Origin of the sequence: Variovorax sp. GrIS 2.14 (assembly GCF_046115955.1) — a bacterium.
Taxonomy (GTDB): Bacteria; Pseudomonadota; Gammaproteobacteria; order Burkholderiales; family Burkholderiaceae_C; genus Variovorax.
Map to the genome: position 1 here is coordinate 303,209 of NZ_JBJXIA010000003.1, position 22,714 is coordinate 325,922.

Sequence of the window (22,714 nt, forward strand, 5' to 3'; positions counted from 1 at the left end):
GGTCGATTCAGCGTCCATCGAATCCGGGCAAGCGACTTGCGCGTAACCAAAGCAGGGTCGCGCACGAACTAACTTTGCAACAACGATTCCGCGAAAGGTTTCCATGTCGATCGGTTCACGTCAAGATGGCTTCATTCACTCGTCTTCCAGCGAGATCACCCCACGCAGCATCTACGAGGGCCGGCGCGACCTCTTGAAGCTGATGGCTGGCGGCGCCGCTGGTGCGGCACTGGCCGGTTGGGCTTCGCGCGAAGCGATGGCGGAAACATCCGGTCCCGGCAAGCTTGCCAAACTGCCCGGCGGAAAATCTGCCGTGGCGGGGGCGATGTCGACCGAAAAGGTGAGCGACTACAAAGACGCCACCACGTACAACAATTACTACGAGTTCGGTACCGACAAGGCCGATCCTGCAAAGAACGCCGGCACGCTCAAGACCCATCCGTGGACGGTGGAGGTCGAAGGCCTGGTCAAAAAGCCGGGCAAGTACGGCATCGAAGACCTCATCAAGATGAGCGCGCAGGAAGAGCGCATCTACCGCCTGCGCTGCGTCGAAGGCTGGTCGATGGTGATCCCATGGGTTGGCTACTCGCTCGCCGAACTCATCAAGAAGGTCGAGCCGCAAAGCAATGCGAAGTACGTTGAGTTCGTGACGCTAAATGACCCGAAGACGATGCCATTCGTCGGCTCGCGCATTCTCGATTGGCCATACGCCGAAGGGCTGCGAATGGACGAGGCAATGCACCCCCTTACGCTGCTGGCCTTCGGCATGTATGGGGAAGTGCTGCCGAACCAGAACGGTGCGCCGGTGCGCATCGTCGTGCCATGGAAGTACGGCTTCAAGTCGGCCAAGTCGATCGTCAAGATCCGCTTTGTCGAAAAAGAGCCGAGCACTGCCTGGAATAAGTCGGCAGCAAACGAATACGGCTTCTATTCGAACGTGAATCCGAACGTCGACCATCCGCGCTGGAGTCAGGCCACCGAGCGACGCATCGGCGACGGCGGCGGCTTGTTCGCCAAGCGGCGCAAGACAGAAATGTTCAATGGCTATGAAGCACAGGTCGGCCAGCTCTACGCCGGCATGGACTTGAAGAAGTTCTACTAGCCATGGCAATGTCTGGGCCCGTGCTCGTGCTCAACAAGCTGTTGCTGCACCAGGCCGCAAAGCCGATCATCTTTCTGATCTGCCTGCTGCCATTCATTCGGCTGGGCTACGGTGCTTTCACCGACGGACTTGGCGCCAATCCGGCGGAATTCCTGATCCGTGCGGCGGGCGACTGGACGCTGCGCTTTGTCTGCATCGTGCTGGCGGTCACACCACTGCGTGTGATGACCAAGCTAAGCGGCTTGGCGCGATTCCGCCGCATGCTCGGGCTCTTTGCCTACTTCTACGTCGTGTTCCACCTGTTGAGTTACAGCTGGTTCGACATGGGTTTCGACGTCGCAGACATCGCGAAAGACATTGCCAAGCGGCCGTTCATTCTGGTGGGCTTTGCGGCCTTCGTGCTGCTCACGCCACTCGCGGCAACATCGTTCAATCGGGCTATCAAGGCGATGGGCGCCAAGCGCTGGCAGATGCTGCACAAGCTGGTTTATGTAATCGCCGGGCTCGGGCTGCTGCACTTCTTCTGGATGCGTGCGGGCAAGAACAACTTCAACGAAGTATTCGTCTACGTCGCGATCGTTGCAGCACTCCTCGGCTGGCGCGTCTGGTACTTTTTCAGCAAGAAAAAGAAGATGCAATCGTCACCGGTGGTGCGTCCTCAGCCTTCGCGGGGAAGCTCGCTGCGGAGCTGATCCTCGAGAGTTTCGCGACGGCGGATCAACGTGGCGCGGGCGCCGCTGACCATCACTTCGGCGGCGCGGCCTCGCGTGTTGTAGTTGCTCGACATACTCATGCAATACGCGCCTGAAGAGAGCACTGCGAGCAGATCGCCGGCTTGCACGTTGAGCGAACGGTCCCGGCCGATCCAGTCGCCGCTTTCGCAGATCGGACCGACCACGTCGTAAATCGTCCCCTCATCCGATCCACCAGATCGCATCTGCAGCGGCACGATATTCTGAAACGCCTGGTACATCGCAGGACGCGGCAGGTCGTTCATCGCCGCATCGATGATGCAGAAGTTCTTGTCTTCACCCGGCTTGACGTAGAGCACTTCTGTCACGCACACCCCGGCGTTGCCCACCAGTGAACGACCGGGTTCGATGATCAGCTTGCGATTGCCGAAACCGCGCGCATCGAGCCGGGCCAGCAACTGCTTCCATAGCGCATCGGCAGCCGGTGGCACTTCGCCGTTGTAGTCGATGCCCAAGCCACCACCAAAGTCCAGATGACGGATTGGTACGCCCGCGGCCTCGATGGCTTCGACCAGATCAAGGATGCGTTCGCACGCATCCAGGTAAGGAGACATCTCGGTGATCTGCGACCCGATGTGGCAATCGATTCCTACGACGTCCAGTCCTGGCAGCTTCGCCGCATGGCGGTATGCGTGCAGTGCACGGTCGTGCGCGATGCCGAACTTGTTCCCCTTGAGACCCGTAGAGATATACGGATGCGTCTTAGGGTCGACGTTCGGGTTGATGCGAATGCTGATGCGGGCTCGTTGGTTGCTGGTCGATGCCACCTCGTTCAACACGTCGAGTTCGGCTTCGCTTTCAACGTTGAAGCAACCGATGCCGGCGTCGAGCGCCTGCTTCATCTCTGCGCGCGTCTTGCCGACACCCGAAAAAATGATGCGGGCCGGATCGGCACCGACCGCCAGTGCACGCGAGAGCTCGCCGCCCGACACGATGTCGAAGCCACAACCGGCTTCGGCAAAGACGCGCAGCACGCCGAGCGACGAATTGGCCTTCATCGCATAACAGATCAGCGCGTCTCTGCCGTCGAAGCCGCGTTGATAAGCGCCGAGCGCATCGAGCATCCACTGCTTCGAATAGACGAAAAGAGGCGTGCCGTGTTCGCGCGCCAGCGCAGCGAGCGACATGGCCTCAATTTGCAGTATGTCGTCTCGTCGCGCGATGTGGGGATGGCCTGGAAGCGTCGCGGTTTCCTGGAGCTCTGACGTCACTTGGTGGTCTCGCTTGTTTCAGGCGATCCGGGCGTGGTCGTCGTGGCTCGTGTTCCGGTTGCGCCCGGAGTTGCCTCGGTGCCGCGCGGTTCTGGCGTTGCCGGCGTTGCAATCGGGGCATCCGTCGAGCCAGGCAAGCGTGGCGTCAAAAGGTCGGGCAGGGTTGCGCGATTCTTGGCTGCCGCATCCTTGGAAAGATAGAGCGGTCCGCGCTGACCGCAGCCGCTCAGTACGACCAGTGACGCCGCGCACAATACAGCAGCGAACATCGACGCGCGAGCCGTATGGCGGCTTCTGCAGACCCTGTGCAGGTCGCGGCCGTGGTCGCTCACTAGAATTTGGAGAACATTCAACATGGCGAAATTGTAATGACCGACCTCGAATATCTGGACCGCGCTGAATCCGCGCTCGCCGCCATCGAGCAAGCTTGCGATCGTATCAACGACGCGACCGATGCGGACATCGACAACCAGCGTGTCGGGGGAATGATCACGATCACTTTTCCCAACGCAAGCCAGTTGATCGTGAACCTGCAAGCGCCGTTGAAAGAGATCTGGCTCGCGGCGCGGTCGGGCGGTTATCACTATCGTCACGATGGCGCGGCTTGGGTCGACACCAAGACCGGCAGAGAGTTGTTCTCGCAATTTTCAGAAGAAGCCAGCACGCAAGCGGGGCTGCCGCTCGAGTTCACCGCCGACTAACTGCCGATCGAACGAACCCAGCCTAGTTCCGGAACAGATCCAGGATTCGATTGCGCTCTTCGGGTGGCGGCGTCGGCGCAACGGGCGCGCCGGTGAGCGCCTCGGCTGGCACCACCGGCGCCGTGTCCAGACCCAGGCTCGCCACACCACGGCCTGGCGCGTAGTCGTCGAAGTACCACTCGCCACCGACGTTGACCACGCCCGATGGCGGGGGAAGCTCGGCCACCGGGACGCCCTTGAGGGCAGTCTCCATATACGAGATCCAGATCGGCAGACTCAGCCCGCCGCCCGTCTCGCGGTCGCCGAGCTTGCGAGGCGTGTCGTAACCCATCCAGGCGATGGCTGCCATGGTCGGTTGGAAGCCGGCAAACCAGGCATCGAGCGAATCGTTGGTGGTACCGGTCTTGCCATAAATGTCGGTGCGCTTGAGCGTAGCCTGTGCCTTGGCCGCGGTCCCGCCGCTGGCCACTGACTGCAGCAGGCTGTCGATCATCCAGGCATTGCGCTGAGGAATTGCGCGGATGGTTTCGTTCAAAAGCGGCGGCTGCTTTTCGACGAGCACCTTGTCCTTGTGATCGGTGACTCGGGTCACGAGATACGGGTTGACGCGATAGCCGCCATTGGCGAACACCGAATACGCCGTCGCCATCTGCATCGGTGTGACCGAACCGGCGCCGAGCGCCATCGGTAAATAAGCCGGATGCTTTTCGCGGTCGAAGCCGAAGTTGGTGATCCAGTCTTGCGCATAGTGAGTGCCAATCGACTGCAGGATGCGGATCGAGACCAGATTCTTCGACTTCATCAGCGCCCGGCGCATCGACATCGGCCCTTCGAAGCCGCCGTCGTAGTTCTTGGGCTCCCACGGCTGACCGCCTGTGGTGCCGGCATCGAAGAAGAGCGGGGCGTCGTTGATGACGGTCGCCGGCGAGAAGCCTTTTTCGAGCGCCGCCGAGTAGATGAAGGGCTTGAAGCTGGAGCCCGGCTGTCGCCATGCCTGGGTGACGTGGTTGAACTTGTTCTTGTTGAAGTCGAAGCCCCCGACCATCGCCTTGATCGCGCCATCGCGCGGATCGAGCGCGACGAACGCGCCTTCGACCTCTGGCAGCTGGGTGATTTCCCAAGTGTTCTTGGGGGTCTTGGCAACACGGATCACTGCACCACGGCGAATCTTGATGTTGGGGGGTGCCTTGTCGGACAGTCCGGATTGCGGCAGCTTCAGGCCTTCGCCGGTGATCTGAACCGCCTCGCCATCGGCACGCACCGCATTGACTTCTTTCGGCGAAGCTTTGAGTACGACCACCGAAAGCAAGTCGCCGTTGTCCGGATGGTCGCTGAGCGCGTCGTCGATAGCTTCGTCGAATTCCTTCGGGTCGGCCGGCAAGTCGACGAATTTCTCGGGGCCGCGGTAGATCTGGCGGCGCTCGAAATCCATGATGCCTTTGCGCAGCGCTTTGTAAGCGGCTGCCTGGTCGGCGGCCACGAGCGAGGTGTAGACCTTGAGGCCGCGTGTGTAGGTGCTGTCTCCGTATTGCGCATACATCAGCTGACGCACGGTCTCGGCCACATATTCGGCGTGCAGCCGGGTCGTGTCCTGGCCGTCGCGAAGCTGGAGGTCTTCTTTCTTTGCCACTGCCGCCTGCTCGGCTGTGATGAATCCTGCTTCCTGCATGCGGTCGATCACGTACAGCTGTCGGCCGCGCGCGCGAGACGGATTGTTGACGGGGTTGTTGGCGCCCGGCGCCTTGGGTAACCCTGCCAGCATGGCGGCCTGCGCGATAGAAATATCTTGCAGCGGCTTGCCGAAGTAAGCCTCCGAGGCGGCCGCGAAGCCGTAGGCGCGGTTGCCCAGATAGATCTGGTTCAGATAGATCTCGAAGATCTGGTCCTTGCTCAGCATGTGCTCGAGCTTGAAGGTCAGCAAGATCTCATAGATCTTGCGGGTGAGCGTCTTTTCCGAGCTCAAGTACACGTTGCGCGCCACCTGCATCGTGATCGTGGAGGCGCCCTGGCTTTTCACGCGGTTGACGTTGGCCAGCCCGGCGCGAACCACGCCCTTGTAGTCGACGCCGCCATGTTCATAGAAGCGGGCATCTTCAGCCGCGAGAACTGCGTCTTTCATCACCTTCGGGATGGTGGCGATCGGGGTAAGGTTCCGGCGTTCTTCGCCGAATTCGCCGATCAGCGTGCCTTCCGAAGAGAAGACTCTCAGCGGCAACTTGGGTCGATAGTCAGAGAGCTCGGAAATGTCTGGAAGGTTGGGATATGCCACCGCCAACGCAACGGCGATCACACACAGAATCGACACCACTGCGGCAACAGCAAGCCCCAATGTCCAGAAAATGATCCGCAAAAGCCAGGTCAGCCATACCGACCTTTTAGGAGTTGGAGCAGGCTTGCGGGGCCCGTCGGGGCGTGTTGAGTCGGGCATTGAGCGGGATGGAGTCACCGCGCATTATAAAAAGTGAAATGCGCCGTATTGAAAGCGCCGCGGCGCATAAAGTCGGCCGCGAAAATTCGTGACCTTTGTTGCAGGTCTCGTGACCTTTTGACAACGGATGCGCGCCCTACACCTTCTTCAGCTTTGTTGCCGGTGATTGTTGCTGATAGCATGCAACCACTCGCAAATATTTCCAATCGTTACAACCGACAGGACCGTAACTTGACCGACTTGGGATCGCTTTTTCGCCGGCAGCCTGCGCCATTGCTTGGCTTGGACGTCAGTTCGTCCAGCGTCAAGCTGGTAGAACTCGGTCGCGATGCCACCGGGAAACTGGTGCTGGAACGTTGCGCCATCGAACCGCTGGAACGCGGATGGATCACCGACGGCAACGTCGAGAAGTTCGACGAAGTTGCTGAAGCCGTGCGCCGCGTGGTCCGTAAAAGCGGCACCCGCACTAAAAACGTCGCACTGGCTTTGCCGCCTTCTGCCGTGATCACCAAGAAGATCGTACTTCCGGGCGGTATGAGCGAGCAGGAACTCGAACTGCAGGTCGAGTCCGAAGCCAACCAATACATTCCCTTTTCGCTTGACGAAGTTAGTCTTGACTTCTGCGTGATGGGGCAGAGCGCCAACTCCACGGGAGACGTCGAGGTGCTCATCGCGGCATCCCGCAAGGAGAAAGTACAGGATCGTCAGGGTCTGGCAGAAGCTGCCGGCCTGAAAGCAATGATCCTGGATGTCGAGTCTTATGCTTCCCGCCTTGCAACTGCAAGGTTGATCGAGCAGTTGCCCGGTCAAGGCCGCGACGCCGTCGTCGCGCTGTTCGAAGTCGGCGCGTTCACTACCAGCATGCAGGTGCTTCGGAATCAGGAAGTGCTGTATGACCGGGATCAGGCTTTTGGCGGCGCTCAACTCACTCAATTGATCGTGCGGCAATACGGTTTTTCGGCAGAAGAGGCTGAAACCAAAAAGCGCAGCGGCGATCTGCCTGACGACTACGGTTCCGGCGTGCTCCGGCCGTTCGTGGCCAGCATTGCGCAGGAAATTGCGCGGGCGCTCCAATTCTTTTTCACCAGTACGCCGCACAACCGTGTCGACTACGTACTTTTGGCCGGCGGTTCGGCTGCTTTGCCCGGCTTGACCAGTGCCGTCACCCGTCAAACTTCGTTTGCATGTTCGTTGGTCAATCCCTTCGACGGTATGGAAATCGGCGCAAATATCAGGGAGAAGAAGGTGCGTCGTGAAGCGCCCTCCTACCTGACTTCTTGCGGTTTGGCGATGCGGAGGTTCCTGCAGTGATTTTGATCAACCTGCTTCCGCACCGCGAAGCGGCTCGCAAACGCCGGAAAGAGACCTTTTACGCCTCGCTGGGTGCGGCTGCTTTGCTCGGCGTGCTGCTTGCCGGCGGCGCCTACGTTTGGTACCAAACGCAAATTTCGGGTCAGCAGTCCAAAAACACGTATCTGCATTTCGAGATCACCAAGCTCGAAAGCGAGATCAAGGAAATCTCGACGCTCCAATCTGAAATCGCAGCACTGCGCGCGCGGCAGACCGCCGTAGAAGATTTGCAGGGCGATCGCAATCTGCCGGTGCATCTGCTCAACGAATTGGTCCGCCAGTTACCGGATGGGGTTTACCTCACCAGCATGAAGCAGGACAACCAGACGGTGACGTTGCAAGGCATGGCGCAGTCGAACGAACGCGTCTCTGAACTGCTGCGCAACCTGGGCAACAACAGCCCCTGGCTTGTCAAGCCGGAACTGGTCGAAATCACGTCCGCCAGCGTAAACCTCACGCCGCGCGACCAGCGTCGGGTGGCTAACTTCACCATGCGCATCGGCGTCAAGCGACCGACCGATGTGGAAAAGGGCGCACCTGGCGCACCAGTGGCATCGGCCGCTGCAAAGGGGTAGGAAGCCATGGCAACACGACGCCCCACACGCAATATCGATTTCGCCGCTTACATGCGGCGGTTCGGTGATCAGTTTCGCGGACTGAACCCTAACGATCCTTCGATGTGGCCATTAGCGCCACGCTTCGCGCTGTTCATTGCGGTGGTCATCGCCGTGCTTGCGGCGCTCTGGTTCGTCTGGCTGACAAATTCAAATGACGAGTTGGAGGCAGAGCGCGCGAAGGAAGTGGCTCTGCGCGTCGACTTTCAAAAGAAGGTCGCACTGGCAGCAAACCTCGACCTGCTTAAAAAGCAGCGCGAGCAGGTCCAGCAATACGTGACGTTGCTTGAGAAGCAGCTGCCCAGCAAAGCTGAAATGGACGCTTTGTTGTCGGACATCAACCAAGCCGGATTGGGTCGAAGTCTTCAGTTCGAGCTGTTCCGCCCTGGGCAAATCGTAGTGAAGGACTATTACGCTGAACTGCCTATCGCGCTGAAGGTGACCGGGCGCTATCACGATATGGGCGCCTTTGCCGCCGACGTCGCCAACCTGTCTCGCATCGTGACGCTGAACAATCTGGCGATAACGCCGCAGAAAGATGGCGGGCTCACCATGGACGCCACTGCGCGTACGTTCCGCTACCTGGATCCTGACGAGCAGGCTTCCCAACGCGCTGCCGCCGCAGCTGCAGCAAAGGTCAAGAAATGAGCGCGCGTGCCTTGCTATGCATAGGTGCCGCGGCGTTTGCGCTCACGGCATGCGGCAACTCCGACCGGGACGATCTTCAGCGCTGGATGGCAGAGCAGCGCGCGCAGGTCAAGCCGACCGTGCCGCCGATTTCCGAGCCCAAGAAATTCACCCCGCAGGCCTACACAGAGGCGGCTTCGTTCGAGCCCTTCAACATGCAGAAGCTGACGCAGGCTTTGCGTCGCGATTCGAGCCAACCGAGCAGCTCGGGCTTGATCGCCCCGGAGCTCTCCCGTCGGAAAGAATCGCTTGAAGCGTTTCCGCTGGATTCGATGGCGATGGTCGGTAGCCTGACCCGCAATGGGCAGCCGGTTGCGCTCGTGAGCGTTGACAAGCTGCTCTACCAGGTGCGTGTGGGCAATCACCTTGGCCTTAACTACGGCCGCATTACCAATATCAGTGAAACCGAACTCGGCCTGCTTGAAATCGTGCAGGACGCCGCCGGTGAGTGGATCGAACGCGTGGCGACGTTGCAGTTGCAAGAGAAGGCAAAATGAACCGACAAAAAACAGTGCTTGCTCGGTGGCTGCGCGCCACCAGCGTAACTCTCGTGGCGCTTGGAGTGGCTGCCATCGCGCAAGCGCAAAACGCCATTGAATCGATCACAAGTTCGGTCCAGTCGGGCACGGAAGTCATCCGCATCGATTTGACCCAGCCGCTGTCGGCGGTGCCAACCGGCTTCGTCATCCAGGCGCCTGCGCGCATTGCGCTTGATTTTCCGGGCATAACCAATGCCATCGGTCGTTCCACTGTCGATGTCAACCAGGGTAACTTGCGTTCTGTGAACGTTGTCCAGGCAGGCGATCGGACGCGCCTGGTTATGAACCTCAAGCAGGCGACTGCATACAAGACCGAGATCCAGGGCAAGTCCCTGATCGTGTCGCTCGAGCCGGTGGCAGGTACCGCATTGGTTGCTTCGACCCAGTCGTCCTTCGCTGAGAACCGCAACCGCGACATGGTGCCGCTGCGTGATGTCGATTTCCGGCTCGGCGCCGACAACACAGGGCGTGTGATCGTCGATCTGGCGAACAACCAGGTCGGCGTCGACATCAAGCAGCAAGGCAAGAACCTGGTGGTCGAATTCACCAAGTCGACGTTGCCTGAAGGCCTTCGCCGTCGCCTCGACGTGTCCGACTTCGGTACGCCGGTACAACTCATCACCACCCAACAAGCCGGCGATCGTGTTCGCATGGTCATCGAGCCGCGCGGCGAGTGGGAGCACAGCGCCTACCAGAGCGAGAACCAATTTGTCGTCGAAGTGCGTCCCCGCAAGGTCGACCCGACGAAGCTGACGCAAGGTGTGGGCTACAACGGCGAAAAACTGTCGCTGAACTTCCAGAACATCGAAATTCGCTCGCTACTCCAGGTTATCGCGGACTTCACGAACTTCAATATCGTGACGTCGGATTCGGTGACCGGCGCCCTGACGCTGCGTCTGAAAGACGTGCCTTGGGACCAAGCCCTCGAAATCATCATGCAGGCCAAGAACCTGGGCATGCGCAAGAACGGCACCGTGCTCTGGATCGCGCCGAAAGACGAAATCAATGCCAAGGAGAAGGTGGAGTTCGAAGCCAAGGCGGCGATCGAAAATCTCGAACCGTTGCGCACGCAATCGTTCCAGCTGAACTACACCAAAGCGGTGGACTTGCAAGGACAGATCACCGGTTCGGGGTCGGCAAGCGGCGGTTCTGGTTCCAGCAGCGCGCGCCTGTTGACAGCCCGTGGCAGCGTGATTGCCGAGCCGCGTACCAACCAGTTGTTCGTGACCGATATTCCGGCGCGGTTGGCTCAGGTCGCTGAAATGATCACCAAGCTGGACATTCCGGTTCGCCAAGTTCTGATCGAAGCACGGATCGTCGAAGCATCCGACACCTTCGGCAAATCGCTTGGAGTGCGGCTCGGTGGTGGCATCGGTGGCGGCGTTGTCGGATCAAACAACGGCAATCGCGTTTTCGGCAACCTCGGCGTGGGGCCGACCGTGAGGCCTGCCACTGCGACCACTGCTGGCAGCGCGCTCACTACGTTCACCAATTCGAACTTCATCAATTTGCCGGCGACCAGCCCCAGCGGTACTGGCAATGCACCCGGCACCTTCGCCATCTCCCTCTTCAACTCCAGCTTCTCCCGGATGCTGAACCTGGAAATCTCCGCGCTCGAAGCCGACGGCAAGGGCAAAGTGGTGTCCGCTCCCCGCGTCGTGACCGCCGATCAGACCAAGGCGCTGATCGAGCAAGGCACAGAACTGCCATACCAAGTGGCGACGTCCAGCGGTGCGACCTCGATCGCTTTCCGAAAGGCGAACTTGAAGCTCGAAGTGACGCCGCAGATCACGCCGGAAGGCAACATCATCCTGACGCTCGACGTCAACAAGGACACGGTCGGACAGGCGACGACCGCCGGTTTCGCGATCAACACCAAACACGTGCAGACGTCGGTGCTGGTTGAGAACGGCGGCACTGTGGTGATCGGTGGTATCTTCGAACTCACCGAATCCAACGATGAATCGCGCGTACCGGTGCTCGGTGAAGTGCCCTACCTTGGCGCACTGTTCCGTACGCGCAATCGCGTTGCAAACAAGACCGAAATGCTCGTCTTTATCACCCCGAAGATGATTACCGACCGCAACGCCGCGCGCTGATCGCGCGCAGCGTCAGCCGACCCGCGTGGCGGTCGCATTCGTCGGTCTGCCCGGCGCCGGAAAATCCGCAGTAGGACGGCGCCTGGGTCAGCGCCTGCAGCTCCCTTTCGTCGACACAGACCAGGTTATCGAGCACCGCATCGGCTGCTCGATTCGCGAATTTTTCGATCGTGAAGGCGAAGTCGCTTTTCGGGACATCGAACAACAGGCGATTGCCGATCTGGCTGCGAACGCACACGGCGTGCTGGCCACGGGCGGTGGTGCTGTGCTCCGCGAAGCCAATCGAACGCAGCTGCGCGATCATTTTCACGTCATCTATTTGCGTTCTTCGCCCGAGGATTTGTTTCGCAGACTGAGACACGACGTCAAACGCCCTTTGCTGCAGGTTGCCGATCCGCTGGGACGGCTCCGTGAATTGCATGACGCGCGCGACCCCCTGTATCGAGACACCGCGCACGATGTCGTGGACACGGGCAGACCATCGGTTGCAATGCTGGTCAACATCATCGTGATGCAGCTGGAACTTGCCGGCATCGTCATCCCGGAGCCCCAGCCTCAGATCGCGCCGCCGCTTTGACGCGTTGCCGTCACCTCTACACTCGGGGCCATGCCACAGACAGCACTTCGTGACCGTGTCGAGATCGATCTCGGCGACCGCAGCTACCCCATCCTGATTGCTGCCGACCTGCTCGACGAACCCGATGCGTTCGACGCAGCGCCCGTCGCTTCGATGGCGTTGATCGTTACCAATACGACGGTTGCGCCGCTGTATGCCGCCGCCTTGAAAACGACGCTCTCGAAGCGCTACCGCAGGGTCGAGACGCTCGTATTGCCTGATGGCGAAGTGCACAAGGATTGGGCGACGCTCAATCTCATCTTCGACGCGTTGCTCGGGCACGGCGCCGATCGCAAGACCGTGATGTTCGCGCTCGGCGGTGGTGTCGTCGGCGACATGACCGGCTTTGCCGCAGCGAGCTACATGCGCGGCGTGCCGTTTGTCCAGGTGCCGACGACGTTGCTGGCGCAGGTCGATTCGTCGGTGGGTGGCAAGACTGCCATCAACCATCCGCTCGGCAAGAACATGATCGGCGCGTTCTACCAGCCGCATCTGGTGCTCTGCGACCTTGCCACACTGCAAACGCTACCACCGCGCGAACTGAGCGCCGGGTTGGCGGAGGTGATCAAGTACGGTCCGATCTACGACATGGTGTTCTTCGACTGGATCGAGGCCAACGTCGATGCGCTGGTTGCGCTGGAGCCTGCCGCGCTGGCTCATGCGGTCAAGCGCAGTTGCGAGATCAAGGCCGAAGTGGTGGCGCAGGACGAGCGTGAAACAGGCCTTCGGGCAATCCTCAATTTCGGTCACACATTCGGTCATGCGATCGAGTCCGGTCTGGGATACGGCAAGTGGCTTCATGGCGAAGCGGTTGGTTGCGGCATGGTGATGGCGGCCCATCTTTCACACAAATTGGGAGGCGTCGACGCAGCGTTCGTCGCGCGACTCACCCGCTTGATTCAGCGAGCCGGCTTGCCGATCACAGGGCCGGCCCTGGGGGCAGAGCGGTACCTCGAACTGATGCGCGTCGACAAGAAATCGGAAGCCGGCGAGATCCGGTTCGTGGTCATCGACACGCCCGGCTCAGCCAAAGTGGCCGCTGCGCCTGAAGCCATGGTGCGCGAGGTGCTTGCTCAATGTTGCGAGGCCTGATCGCGCCTTACGCCTGCGACCCGGCGCAGTCGCGTGGCCGGCTGCATGACGAGCCACCAGCGCCCACGCGCGATGACTTTCAGCGTGACCGCGACCGCATCGTGCACTCCACCGCGTTCAGGCGGCTGGTCTACAAAACACAGGTGTTCCTGAACCACGAGGGCGATCTCTTTCGCACCCGCCTCACGCACTCGCTCGAAGTCGCGCAATTGGGACGCTCCATCGCGCGTGCACTCCAGTTGAACGAAGACCTTGTCGAAGCGATCGCGCTGGCGCACGACCTTGGCCACACGCCCTTCGGCCATGCTGGTCAGGACGCGCTCAACGACTGTATGCGGACGCATGGCGGCTTCGAGCACAACCTGCAAAGCCTGCGCATGGTCGACACGCTCGAACATCGCTATCCGCAGTACGACGGGCTCAACCTCAGCTTCGAGACACGCGAGGGCATCCTCAAGCACTGCTCGCGCGCCAACGCCGAACGCATCGAAGCCGAAGAGCCCAATGGTGTGGCCCGGCGCTTTCTTGACGGCACACAACCCGCGCTTGAAGCGCAACTCTGCAATCTGGCCGACGAGATCGCCTACAACGCGCACGACATCGACGACGGAGTCCGCTCGGGACTGATCACCGTCGAAAGCCTGGCCGAGGTCGAACTGTTCGAGCGGTATCGGCGAGAAGCGCTGCAAGAACATCCGCAACTGCACGGACGGCGCGTGCTGTACGAGACGATTCGACGGATGCTCAGCGCGCAGGTCTACGACGTCATCGACGCAACCAAAGCTGCGCTCGCTGCTGCGACACCGGCCGATGCGGACGCCGTGCGTCGCGCTTCACCGTTGGTGCGGTTCAGTGAGCCGATGCGTGCGCAATCGATTCAACTCAAGCGGTTTTTGTTCGCTAACCTGTATCGTCATGCGCAGGTGACTGCGACCTCGGAGCGCGCCCAGGCTGTGGTACGCGGACTGTTCGCGGCCTACCTCGATCGCGCGGACGACATGCCCGAATCGTTCGCCGCTCGTACCGATCGCCATCGTGCCGTGGCGGACTACATCGCCGGCATGACCGATCGCTTCGCGATGCGCGAGCACGAGCGCCTGACCGGACAGCGATGGATGGCGTAGCGCCCGCCAACGTTCCGACGGCGCGCATACCTGCAGCAGCGTTCGCGGTGATCGCGGCCGGTGTGGGCGCAGCGCTTCATCTCGGCAAGCTTCCGCCGGCAGTGCCCGCGCTTCAGGCCACGTTCGGCATAGGTCTTGTGGAAGCAGGCTTTATGTTGTCTTTGGTGCAAGCTGCCGGCATGACTTTGGGGCTGCTGGTCGGGTTAGCCGCCGACACGATCGGACTGCGACGCAGCATGCTGATCGGGTTGCTCGTCGTCACTCTTGCCAGCATCGGCGGCGGCTGCGTGACGCCGGGGCCGTACGCGCTGCCGTTGCTTATGGTGCTGCGCGCATTGGAAGGCCTCGGCTTTCTGCTGACGGTGATGCCCGCGCCTGGGCTCATTCGGGCCGTCGTCCCTGCCGGCCTAGAGAAGTTGGCGATGGGTTTTTGGGGCGCCTACATGCCGTTGGGGGTCGCTCTCGCGTTGCTGCTAGGTCCGATGCTTATCGCGTCGATGGGATGGCAAGGCTGGTGGTGGGCTTTGTCCGCCGTTTCAGCATGTGCTTGTGTCTGGGTTTGGCGGTCGGTGCCGGCCGATCGCGCGATCGCTGCGGTCGGCGCGCAAGGCGGCCCACGTTGGACGTCGCGGCTCGGCGAAACCTTGCGCGCCGCAGGCCCGCGCCGCGTTTCGCTCGCCTTCGCCGTGTACTCGTCGCAGTGGATCGCGGTCATCGGTTTCCTGCCGGCGATCTATGCAGAAGTCGGCGTGCCGGCGGGTTGGAACGCAGTGCTGACCGCTCTGGCGGCAGCGATGAACATCATCGGCAATCTGGTCGGTGGACGTCTTCTGCAGCGGGGCGTCGCGCCCGCGTTCGTGTTGCGATGCGGTTTCGGAACGATGGCGGTCGCCGGCATCGTGGCGTTTGCCCAATGGGGCCACGGCGTCGACGCAGTGGTGTTGCCGCCGGCAGTTCGGTATGCGGCGGTGTGCCTCTTTTCGCTCAGCGGTGGGGTGGTGCCGGCGACGCTTTTCATGCTTGCCGTGCGAGTGGCGCCCAGCCCCACGACGATTTCCACGACCGTTGGCATGATGCAGCAGGCGTCGGCGCTCGGCCAGTTTCTTGCACCGCCCGTTGTGGCCTGGTTGGCGCATCGCGTCGGGGGATGGCAATGGACGTGGGCCGTCACGTTGGCGTGTTCGGTGGTGGGCATCGTGCTGGCGGCCAGGCTAGGCAGCCCACGCACTTCGATGGGTGCGGCGTGAGCGTCCCATGGGTACCCATCATCGTGACATGAGCATCGCTGCCACAATCCCAGGGAAGCAGGCAGAGGCCGATACGCGACACTGGCTCGAGCGTGCTGTCATCGGGCTCAACTTGTGTCCTTTCGCGAAGGCGGTGCACGTCAAGGGGCAGATCCGGTACGTCGTTTATTCGGCAGGAAATGACGATGCCGGCTTGATGGAAGCGCTGATGCGCGAGGCGGCGGAGCTGGCGAAATGCGCGCCCTCCGAGCGGGACACCACACTTTTGATCGCACCCAACACCTTGGTGGATTTTTTGGACTTCAACGATTTCACGCAGCGTGCCGAGCGCCGACTGGCGCGGGCCGGTTTCGACGGCGAGCTTCAGCTCGCGAGCTTTCATCCGCTCTTCGAGTTCGCGGGGGCCGCGCCGGACGACATCGCCAACGCCACCAATCGCGCGCCGTATCCGACGCTGCATCTGCTACGTGAAGAGAGCGTGAGTCGCGCCGTCGATGCCTTTCCCGAGGCGGACGCCATCTTCGAGCGAAACATTGAAACGCTGACAACGCTTGGGGCTGAAGGATGGGCTGCGCTCGATGTCGGCCCGGGAGGCTCATTCCGATGAGCACCATTGTCAAAGCCGCTGGTGCGCACAAGACAGCGAAGGTCGGGAAAGCAGCGAAGGCCGAAGCGGATGTGCTCCAAGAGCTGCGCCCTGGGCAATCGATCGAGTTGCTGAAAGAGCTCCACATTCTGACCCGCGAAGGCCGGCTGAACCAGGATTCGCGGCGCAAGCTCAAGCAGGTGTATCACCTGTTCCAGTTCATTGAAAAACTGCTGCGGGAGTTGCCGGATGGCGGCGCGCATGCAACGCTGGCAGACCATGGTGCCGGCAAGTCTTACTTGGGTTTTATCGTCTACGACCTTTTCTTCAAGGCGCTTGGCGACGGTCACGTGTATGGCATCGAGACGCGTGCGGAGCTCGTTGAAAAGTCACGCGTGCTGGCCGCTCAGCTCGGCTTCGGACGCATGTCTTTTCTCAACCTGACTGTGGCCGAGTCGACCGAATCTCTGGCGTTGCCCGACCGCATCGACATGGTGACCGCGCTGCATGCGTGCGACACCGCGACGGACGATGCCATCGCCTTCGGACTGGCCAAACAAGCGGCCTTCATGGTGCTGGTGCCGTGCTGTCAGGCCGAGGTGGCCGCATGCCTTCGCGAAACGAAAGCGCTGTCGCTCTCGCGCACGCCGCTCGCCGAGCTCTGGCGCCACCCGCTTCACACACGCGAGATCGGCAGCCAGCTCACCAACGTGCTGCGCTGCCTGCTGCTGGAAGCCCATGGCTATCAGGTCACCGTGACCGAATTGGTCGGCTGGGAACACAGCATGAAGAACGAACTGATCATCGCGCGCCGCACCGGCCAATTCAAAGCCAGTGCAGCGGAGCGATTGAAGGGATTGCTGGGCGAGTTCGGCCTGTCGTCGTTGCTCGAAACTCGTTTTCGGCTGCCCTGAACGCGCGCTATGGCACGGCTGCCTCGACTCACGCTGGCGGACCTTCCGCACCACGTGATCCAGCGTGGCAACAACCGGCAGCCCATCTTTACGGACCGCATCGATCGCGAGCGACTGCTCGCACTCGTGGCGGAGGCTGCCCCGCGATTGGGCGTGGCGTTGCATGCGTACGTGTTGATGGACAACCACTTTCATTTGCTGCTCACGCCTTCGACCGTCAGCGGTCTGCCACAGCTGATGCAGGCTGTGGGCAGAGGCTATGTGCGTTGGTTCAACGACCGGCATGGCCGCAGCGGCACCTTGTGGGAAGGCCGATATCGGTCGACCGTCATTCAGTCCGAGCTTTGGATGATGAGATGCATGGCCTACATGGACCTCAATCCATTGCGTTCGGGTGCGGCGATCGACGTCGCCGAATTTGCCTGGTCGAGCTACGGGCATTACGCTGGCCAACGGCATGACAAAGCGCTCACTCCGCCGCCGCAATACTGGTTGCTGGGCAACACGCCTTTTGCACGCGAGGCGGGTTATGTGGAACTGGTACGGCGGGGAATTTCGGTCTCCGAAGCCATGTCATTGACCGACGCTGCCTTGCAAGGATGGGCATTGGGAGACGCGACGTTCGTCGAATCGTTACAGAAGACAACAGAGCGCCGGGTCATCAAGGCGAAGGCAGGCCGACCAGTGCGCGAACCCGCACCTTAGAAGCGCCCGCGATGCATTGCCAATGCTGACATGAATGCTATTGTTTTTGATATGTCCCTTATTTAACTCAACAACACTGGCTTTTGAATAAATCGGAATCTGACCCCAAATAAAGTATTTGGCATTGTTTGTGCATCGCAATATCCTCGACATCCCTGCGAAAAAAAATTAAGGAGCGCCCATGACCACGGACGACGAAATCAAGCATCTCGAACAACACGGTCTGTATTCGACCTCGAATGAGCACGACGCCTGCGGCCTCGGCTTCGTCGCCCATATCAAGGGCGAAAAGCGCCACGACATCGTGACGCAGGCGCTCAAGATCCTCGAGAACATCGACCATCGCGGCGCAGTCGGTGCAGACAAGTTGATGGGCGATGGTGCCGGCATCCTGATCCAGATTCCCGATGCGCTGTACCGCGAAGAGATGAGCAAGCTGGGCGTGATGTTGCCGCCGTATGGCGAATATGGCGTCGGCATGATCTTCTTGCCGAAAGAGCATGCGTCGCGCATGGCCTGCGAGCAGGAGATGGAGCGTGCCATCAAGGCCGAAGGCCAAGTGCTATTGGGCTGGCGCGATGTGCCGGTCAACCGCGAAATGCCGATGTCGCCGGCGGTCAAGAAGACCGAACCGATACTGCGGCAGGTGTTTATCGGTCGTGGCAACGACGTCATCGTGCAGGACGCGCTGGAGCGGAAGCTCTACGTGATCCGCAAGACCGCGAGCGCCAACATCCAGAACCTGGCGCTCAAGCACAGCACCGAGTACTACGTGCCGAGCATGTCGAGTCGCACCGTGGTCTACAAGGGCCTGCTTTTGGCCGACCAGGTCGGCACCTACTATTTCGACTTGCTCGACGAGCGCTGCATCTCGGCCATCGGCCTGGTACATCAGCGCTTTTCTACCAACACTTTCCCGAAGTGGCCCCTGGCGCATCCATATCGCTACGTGGCGCACAACGGCGAAATCAACACGGTGCGCGGCAACTACAACTGGATGAAGGCGCGCGAAGGCGTGATGGCCTCGCCGGTGCTCGGCCCTGACTTGAAGAAGCTTTATCCGATCAGCTTTGCCGGTCAGTCGGACACCGCCACCTTCGACAACTGCCTCGAGCTGATGACGATGGCCGGCTATCCGATCAGCCAGGCCGTGATGATGATGATCCCGGAGCCGTGGGAGCAGCACACCACGATGGACGAGCGGCGTCGCGCGTTCTACGAATACCACGCCGCGATGATGGAGCCGTGGGACGGCCCGGCATCGATCGTCTTCACCGACGGCCGCCAGATCGGCGCCACGCTCGACCGCAACGGTCTGCGTCCATCCCGCTACTGCGTGACCGACGACGACCTGGTCATCATGGCCAGCGAGTCGGGCGTGCTGCCGATTCCCGAGCACAAGATCCTGCGCAAATGGCGCCTGCAGCCGGGCAAGATGTTCCTGATCGACCTGGAACAGGGTCGCATGATCGACGACGACGAGCTCAAGGCCTACGTCGTCAACACCAAGCCGTACAAGCAGTGGATCGAGAACCTGCGTATCAAGCTCGACAGCGTCGGCTCGACTGTGACGCCGGTGGAAATTCCTGTTAGCGCGGTATCGCTGCTCGACCGTCAGCAGGCCTTTGGCTACACCCAGGAAGACATCAAGTTCCTGATGAGCCCGATGGCGCAGGCCGGCGAGGAGGCCATCGGCTCCATGGGCAACGACAGCCCGCTGGCGGTGCTCTCCAACAAGAACAAGCCGCTGTACAACTACTTCCGGCAGATGTTCGCGCAGGTGACGAACCCGCCGATCGACCCGATTCGCGAAGCGATCGTCATGTCGCTGGTGTCATTTGTAGGCCCCAAGCCCAACCTGCTGGACATCAACCAGGTCAACCCGCCGATGCGGCTGGAGGTGAGCCAGCCGATTCTCGACTTCGCCGACATGGCCAAGCTGCGCGACATCGAGCGGCACACGAAGGGCAAGTTCAAGAGCACGACACTCGACATTACCTACCCGGCCGATTGGGGGCGCGAAGGCGTCGAGGCCAAGCTCGCATCGCTCTGCGCCGAAGCGGTCGACGCGATCAAGAGCGGCAGCAACATTCTGATCGTCAGCGACCGCGCGGTAAGCCTGACGCAGGTTGCTATTCCTGCCTTGCTGGCGTCCAGCGCGATCCATCAGCACCTCGTTCGCGAAGGCTTGCGCACGACCGCCGGCCTGGTGGTCGAAACCGGCAGCGCCCGCGAAGTGCATCACTTCGGCGTGCTGGCCGGCTATGGTGCCGAAGCCGTGCACCCGTACCTCGCGATGGAAACGCTGGCGGCGATGCACGCTGATCTGCCAGGTGACCTGTCCGCAGAGAAGGCTGTTTACAACTACGTGAAGGCGATCGGCAAGGGCCTGTCGAAGATCATGTCCAAGATGGGCGTGAGCACCTACATGAGCTACTGCGGCGCGCAGTTGTTCGAGGCCATCGGCCTGAACAGCGACACGATCGGCAAGTATTTCACCGGCACTGCGAGCCGCGTCGAAGGCATTGGCGTCTTCGAGATTGCGGAAGAAGCCCTGCGCATGCATGCCGCCGCGTTCGGCGACGATCCGGTGCTGGAAAGCATGCTGGATGCCGGCGGCGAATACGCCTGGCGCACGCGCGGCGAAGAACACATGTGGAGCCCCGACGCGATCGCCAAGCTGCAGCACAGCACGCGTGCTAACAACTGGAGCACGTACAAGGAATACGCGCAGATCATCAACGACCAGAGCCGTCGCCACATGACTTTGCGCGGCCTGTTCGAGTTCAAGCTCGATCCGTCCAAAGCGATTCCGGTGGAAGAGGTCGAATCGGCGGCCGACATCGTCAAGCGCTTTGCCACCGGCGCGATGTCGCTGGGCTCTATTTCGACCGAAGCTCATTCGACGCTGGCCGTCGCCATGAACCGCATCGGCGGCAAGAGCAACACGGGCGAGGGCGGTGAAGATCCGAACCGCTATCGCAACGAGCTCAAGGGCATCCCGATCAGGCTCGGCGACACGCTGAAAAGCGTGATCGGCGAGGCCAACGTCGAAGTCGACTTGCCGCTGCAAGCCAACGATTCGCTGCGCTCGAAGATCAAGCAGGTGGCATCGGGCCGCTTCGGCGTCACGGCGGAATACCTGACTTCGGCCGATCAGATTCAGATCAAGATGGCGCAAGGTGCCAAGCCGGGCGAGGGCGGCCAGTTGCCCGGCGGAAAGGTGACCGAGTACATCGGCAAGCAGCGGTATTCGGTGCCGGGAGTGGGCCTGATCTCGCCGCCGCCGCATCACGATATCTATTCCATCGAAGATCTGGCGCAGCTGATTCACGACCTGAAAAACGTCGCACCACACGCCACGATCAGCACCAAGCTCGTGAGCGAAGTGGGCGTGGGCACGGTCGCGACCGGCGTCACCAAGTGCAAGAGCGATCACATCGTGATTGCCGGACACGACGGCGGCACCGGCGCATCGCCGTGGTCATCGATCAAGCATGCAGGCGGCCCGTGGGAAATCGGCCTGGCCGAGACGCAGCAGACGCTGGTGCTGAATCGCCTGCGCGGCCGGGTGCGGGTGCAGGCCGATGGCCAGATGAAGACCGGTCGCGACGTCGCGATCGGCGCGCTGCTGGGTGCCGATGAGTTCGGTTTTGCCACCGCGCCGCTGATCGTCGAAGGCTGCATCATGATGCGCAAGTGCCACCTGAACACCTGTCCGGTGGGCGTGGCCACGCAAGATCCGGTGCTGCGCAAGAAGTTCTCCGGCAAGCCTGAACACGTCGTCAACTACTTCTTCTTCGTCGCAGAAGAGATGCGCCAGATCATGGCCCAACTGGGCATGCGCACGGTCAACGAAATGATCGGCCGCGCCGACCTGCTCGACATGAAAAAGGGCATCGCGCACTGGAAGGCCAGTGGCCTCGATTTCAGTCGGCTGTTCGCGCTGCCGAACGTGCCGGCCGACGTGCCGCGTTTCCATGTCGAAAACCAGGACCACGGGCTGGAGCACAACCTCGACACCAAGCTCATCGAGAAGTCGCGTGCGGCCATCGACAAGGGCGAGAAGGTGCAGTTCATCGAGGTGGTTCGCAACGTCAACCGCACGGTTGGCGCCAAGCTTTCGGGAGCGCTGACGCGGGTTCATCCCGAAGGTCTGCCCGACGATTCGATCCGCATTCAGCTCGAAGGCACGGGCGGGCAATCGTTTGGCGCGTTCCTGGCGCGCGGCATCACGCTGTACCTCATCGGCGATGCCAACGACTACACCGGCAAGGGCTTGTCGGGCGGTCGCATCGTGGTGCGCCCAAGTCTCGATTTCCGCGGCGAAGCGGTGCGTAACACCATCGTCGGCAATACGGTGATGTACGGCGCCACGACCGGCGAGGCCTACTTTTGCGGCGTGGGTGGCGAACGCTTCGCGGTGCGGCTTTCGGGCGCGACCGCAGTGGTCGAAGGCACTGGCGACCACGGCTGCGAGTACATGACTGGCGGCACGGTGGCGGTGCTCGGCAAGACCGGCCGCAACTTCGCGGCCGGCATGAGCGGCGGTGTGGCTTTCGTCTATGACGAAGACGGCCAGTTCGCTTCGCGCTGCAACATGGCGATGGTCACGCTCGAAAAGGTGCTGACCACCGCCGAGCAGACCGCGACCATCAAGCGCTCGATCTGGCACAACGGCATCACCGACGAAGCGCAACTGCGCAAGCTGCTCGAAGAGCATCACCGCTGGACCGGCAGCAAGCGCGCGCGCGAACTGCTCGACGACTGGCCGATGGCGCGCAGCAAGTTCGTGAAAGTGTTCCCGAACGAATACAAGCGCGCGCTCGGCGAGATCCACGACCGGAAGTTGGAACTCGCCAGCAGCGGCAACAACGCGCAGGCGGGGCTCGAATCCAAGGCGGTTCGCACGCCGGCCGCGGTCTGACGCGCAAGCACACAGACCAC

19 protein-coding genes are annotated in these 22,714 nt (G+C 61.2%); 16 read left to right on the forward strand and 3 right to left on the reverse strand.

The genetic code is table 11. The features are described from left to right. The first annotated feature begins 103 nt into the window (after positions 1 to 103). Both msrP and RCH10_RS07420 read left to right on the forward strand, forming a co-directional pair. Positions 104 to 1,102: a protein-methionine-sulfoxide reductase catalytic subunit MsrP gene (msrP, locus tag RCH10_RS07415; RefSeq protein ID WP_409051889.1), complete on the forward strand. Its 999-nt coding sequence runs from the start codon at positions 104 to 106 to the stop codon at positions 1,100 to 1,102. Between the two features lie 8 nt (positions 1,103 to 1,110). After that, the gene (locus RCH10_RS07420) at positions 1,111 to 1,794 is read left to right on the forward strand and encodes a sulfite oxidase heme-binding subunit YedZ (RefSeq protein ID WP_409051992.1); all 684 of its coding nucleotides are present in this window, start codon (positions 1,111 to 1,113) and stop codon (positions 1,792 to 1,794) included. Here RCH10_RS07420 and lysA read toward each other — a convergent pair. Both lysA and lptM read right to left on the reverse strand, forming a co-directional pair. Next, positions 1,761 to 2,981: a diaminopimelate decarboxylase gene (lysA, locus tag RCH10_RS07425; RefSeq protein ID WP_323499917.1), complete on the reverse strand. Its 1,221-nt coding sequence runs from the start codon at positions 2,979 to 2,981 to the stop codon at positions 1,761 to 1,763. The two genes, RCH10_RS07420 and lysA, sit on opposite strands and share 34 nt — an antisense overlap. Positions 2,982 to 3,061: 80 nt before the next feature. Continuing rightward, positions 3,062 to 3,421, reverse strand: a complete 360-nt coding sequence (gene lptM / locus RCH10_RS07430; RefSeq protein ID WP_409051890.1) for an LPS translocon maturation chaperone LptM — start codon at positions 3,419 to 3,421, stop codon at positions 3,062 to 3,064. Between the two features lie 12 nt (positions 3,422 to 3,433). Between lptM and cyaY the strand changes: the two genes are divergently transcribed. Continuing rightward, positions 3,434 to 3,766, forward strand: coding sequence for an iron donor protein CyaY (gene cyaY / locus RCH10_RS07435; protein ID WP_323494700.1), 333 nt, complete (start codon positions 3,434 to 3,436; stop codon positions 3,764 to 3,766). 22 nt (positions 3,767 to 3,788) lie between these two features. Here the strand turns inward: cyaY and RCH10_RS07440 are convergent, their stop codons facing one another. Beyond that, positions 3,789 to 6,194 (reverse strand): penicillin-binding protein 1A, encoded by a 2,406-nt coding sequence (locus RCH10_RS07440; RefSeq protein ID WP_409051891.1) that lies wholly within the window; start codon positions 6,192 to 6,194, stop codon positions 3,789 to 3,791. 231 nt (positions 6,195 to 6,425) lie between these two features. Here RCH10_RS07440 and RCH10_RS07445 point away from each other — a divergent pair, with 231 nt between their 5' ends. The 13 genes from RCH10_RS07445 to RCH10_RS07505 all read left to right on the forward strand — a co-directional run bounded on the left by RCH10_RS07445 (position 6,426) and on the right by RCH10_RS07505 (position 22,694). Further along, positions 6,426 to 7,505, forward strand: coding sequence for a pilus assembly protein PilM (locus RCH10_RS07445; RefSeq protein ID WP_187054894.1), 1,080 nt, complete (start codon positions 6,426 to 6,428; stop codon positions 7,503 to 7,505). Continuing rightward, entirely contained in the window at positions 7,502 to 8,119 is a 618-nt protein-coding gene (locus RCH10_RS07450; protein WP_409051892.1) for a PilN domain-containing protein, read from the forward strand. Before RCH10_RS07445 ends, RCH10_RS07450 begins: the two co-directional genes overlap by 4 nt. A 6-nt stretch (positions 8,120 to 8,125) precedes the next feature. Next, entirely contained in the window at positions 8,126 to 8,806 is a 681-nt protein-coding gene (locus tag RCH10_RS07455; protein WP_409051893.1) for a type 4a pilus biogenesis protein PilO, read from the forward strand. Continuing rightward, a complete protein-coding gene (locus RCH10_RS07460) occupies positions 8,803 to 9,342 on the forward strand; it encodes a pilus assembly protein PilP (RefSeq protein WP_409051894.1) in 540 nt (179 codons plus the stop codon). Before RCH10_RS07455 ends, RCH10_RS07460 begins: the two co-directional genes overlap by 4 nt. Further along, entirely contained in the window at positions 9,339 to 11,483 is a 2,145-nt protein-coding gene (gene pilQ, locus RCH10_RS07465) for a type IV pilus secretin PilQ (protein WP_409051895.1), read from the forward strand. The genes RCH10_RS07460 and pilQ overlap by 4 nt, the downstream gene beginning before the upstream one ends. A 25-nt stretch (positions 11,484 to 11,508) precedes the next feature. Further along, a complete protein-coding gene (locus tag RCH10_RS07470; RefSeq protein WP_323499914.1) occupies positions 11,509 to 12,060 on the forward strand; it encodes a shikimate kinase in 552 nt (183 codons plus the stop codon). Positions 12,061 to 12,090: 30 nt separating this feature from the next. Continuing rightward, entirely contained in the window at positions 12,091 to 13,191 is a 1,101-nt protein-coding gene (gene aroB, locus RCH10_RS07475) for a 3-dehydroquinate synthase (protein WP_409051896.1), read from the forward strand. Further along, positions 13,176 to 14,315, forward strand: a complete 1,140-nt coding sequence (locus RCH10_RS07480) for a deoxyguanosinetriphosphate triphosphohydrolase (protein WP_323499912.1) — start codon at positions 13,176 to 13,178, stop codon at positions 14,313 to 14,315. The genes aroB and RCH10_RS07480 overlap by 16 nt, the downstream gene beginning before the upstream one ends. After that, positions 14,303 to 15,562: a CynX/NimT family MFS transporter gene (locus RCH10_RS07485; protein ID WP_409051897.1), complete on the forward strand. Its 1,260-nt coding sequence runs from the start codon at positions 14,303 to 14,305 to the stop codon at positions 15,560 to 15,562. Before RCH10_RS07480 ends, RCH10_RS07485 begins: the two co-directional genes overlap by 13 nt. Positions 15,563 to 15,590: 28 nt before the next feature. Beyond that, complete coding sequence (locus RCH10_RS07490; RefSeq protein WP_409051898.1) at positions 15,591 to 16,169, forward strand: DUF1415 domain-containing protein; 579 nt, start codon at positions 15,591 to 15,593, stop codon at positions 16,167 to 16,169. Next, positions 16,166 to 17,062, forward strand: a complete 897-nt coding sequence (locus tag RCH10_RS07495; protein WP_409051899.1) for a class I SAM-dependent methyltransferase — start codon at positions 16,166 to 16,168, stop codon at positions 17,060 to 17,062. Before RCH10_RS07490 ends, RCH10_RS07495 begins: the two co-directional genes overlap by 4 nt. A 9-nt stretch (positions 17,063 to 17,071) precedes the next feature. Further along, on the forward strand, positions 17,072 to 17,767 hold the full coding sequence (locus RCH10_RS07500; protein ID WP_409051900.1) for a transposase: 696 nt from the start codon (positions 17,072 to 17,074) through the stop codon (positions 17,765 to 17,767). A 181-nt stretch (positions 17,768 to 17,948) separates the two neighbouring features. Continuing rightward, a complete protein-coding gene (locus RCH10_RS07505) occupies positions 17,949 to 22,694 on the forward strand; it encodes a glutamate synthase-related protein (RefSeq protein WP_409051901.1) in 4,746 nt (1,581 codons plus the stop codon). Positions 22,695 to 22,714: the final 20 nt, after the last annotated feature.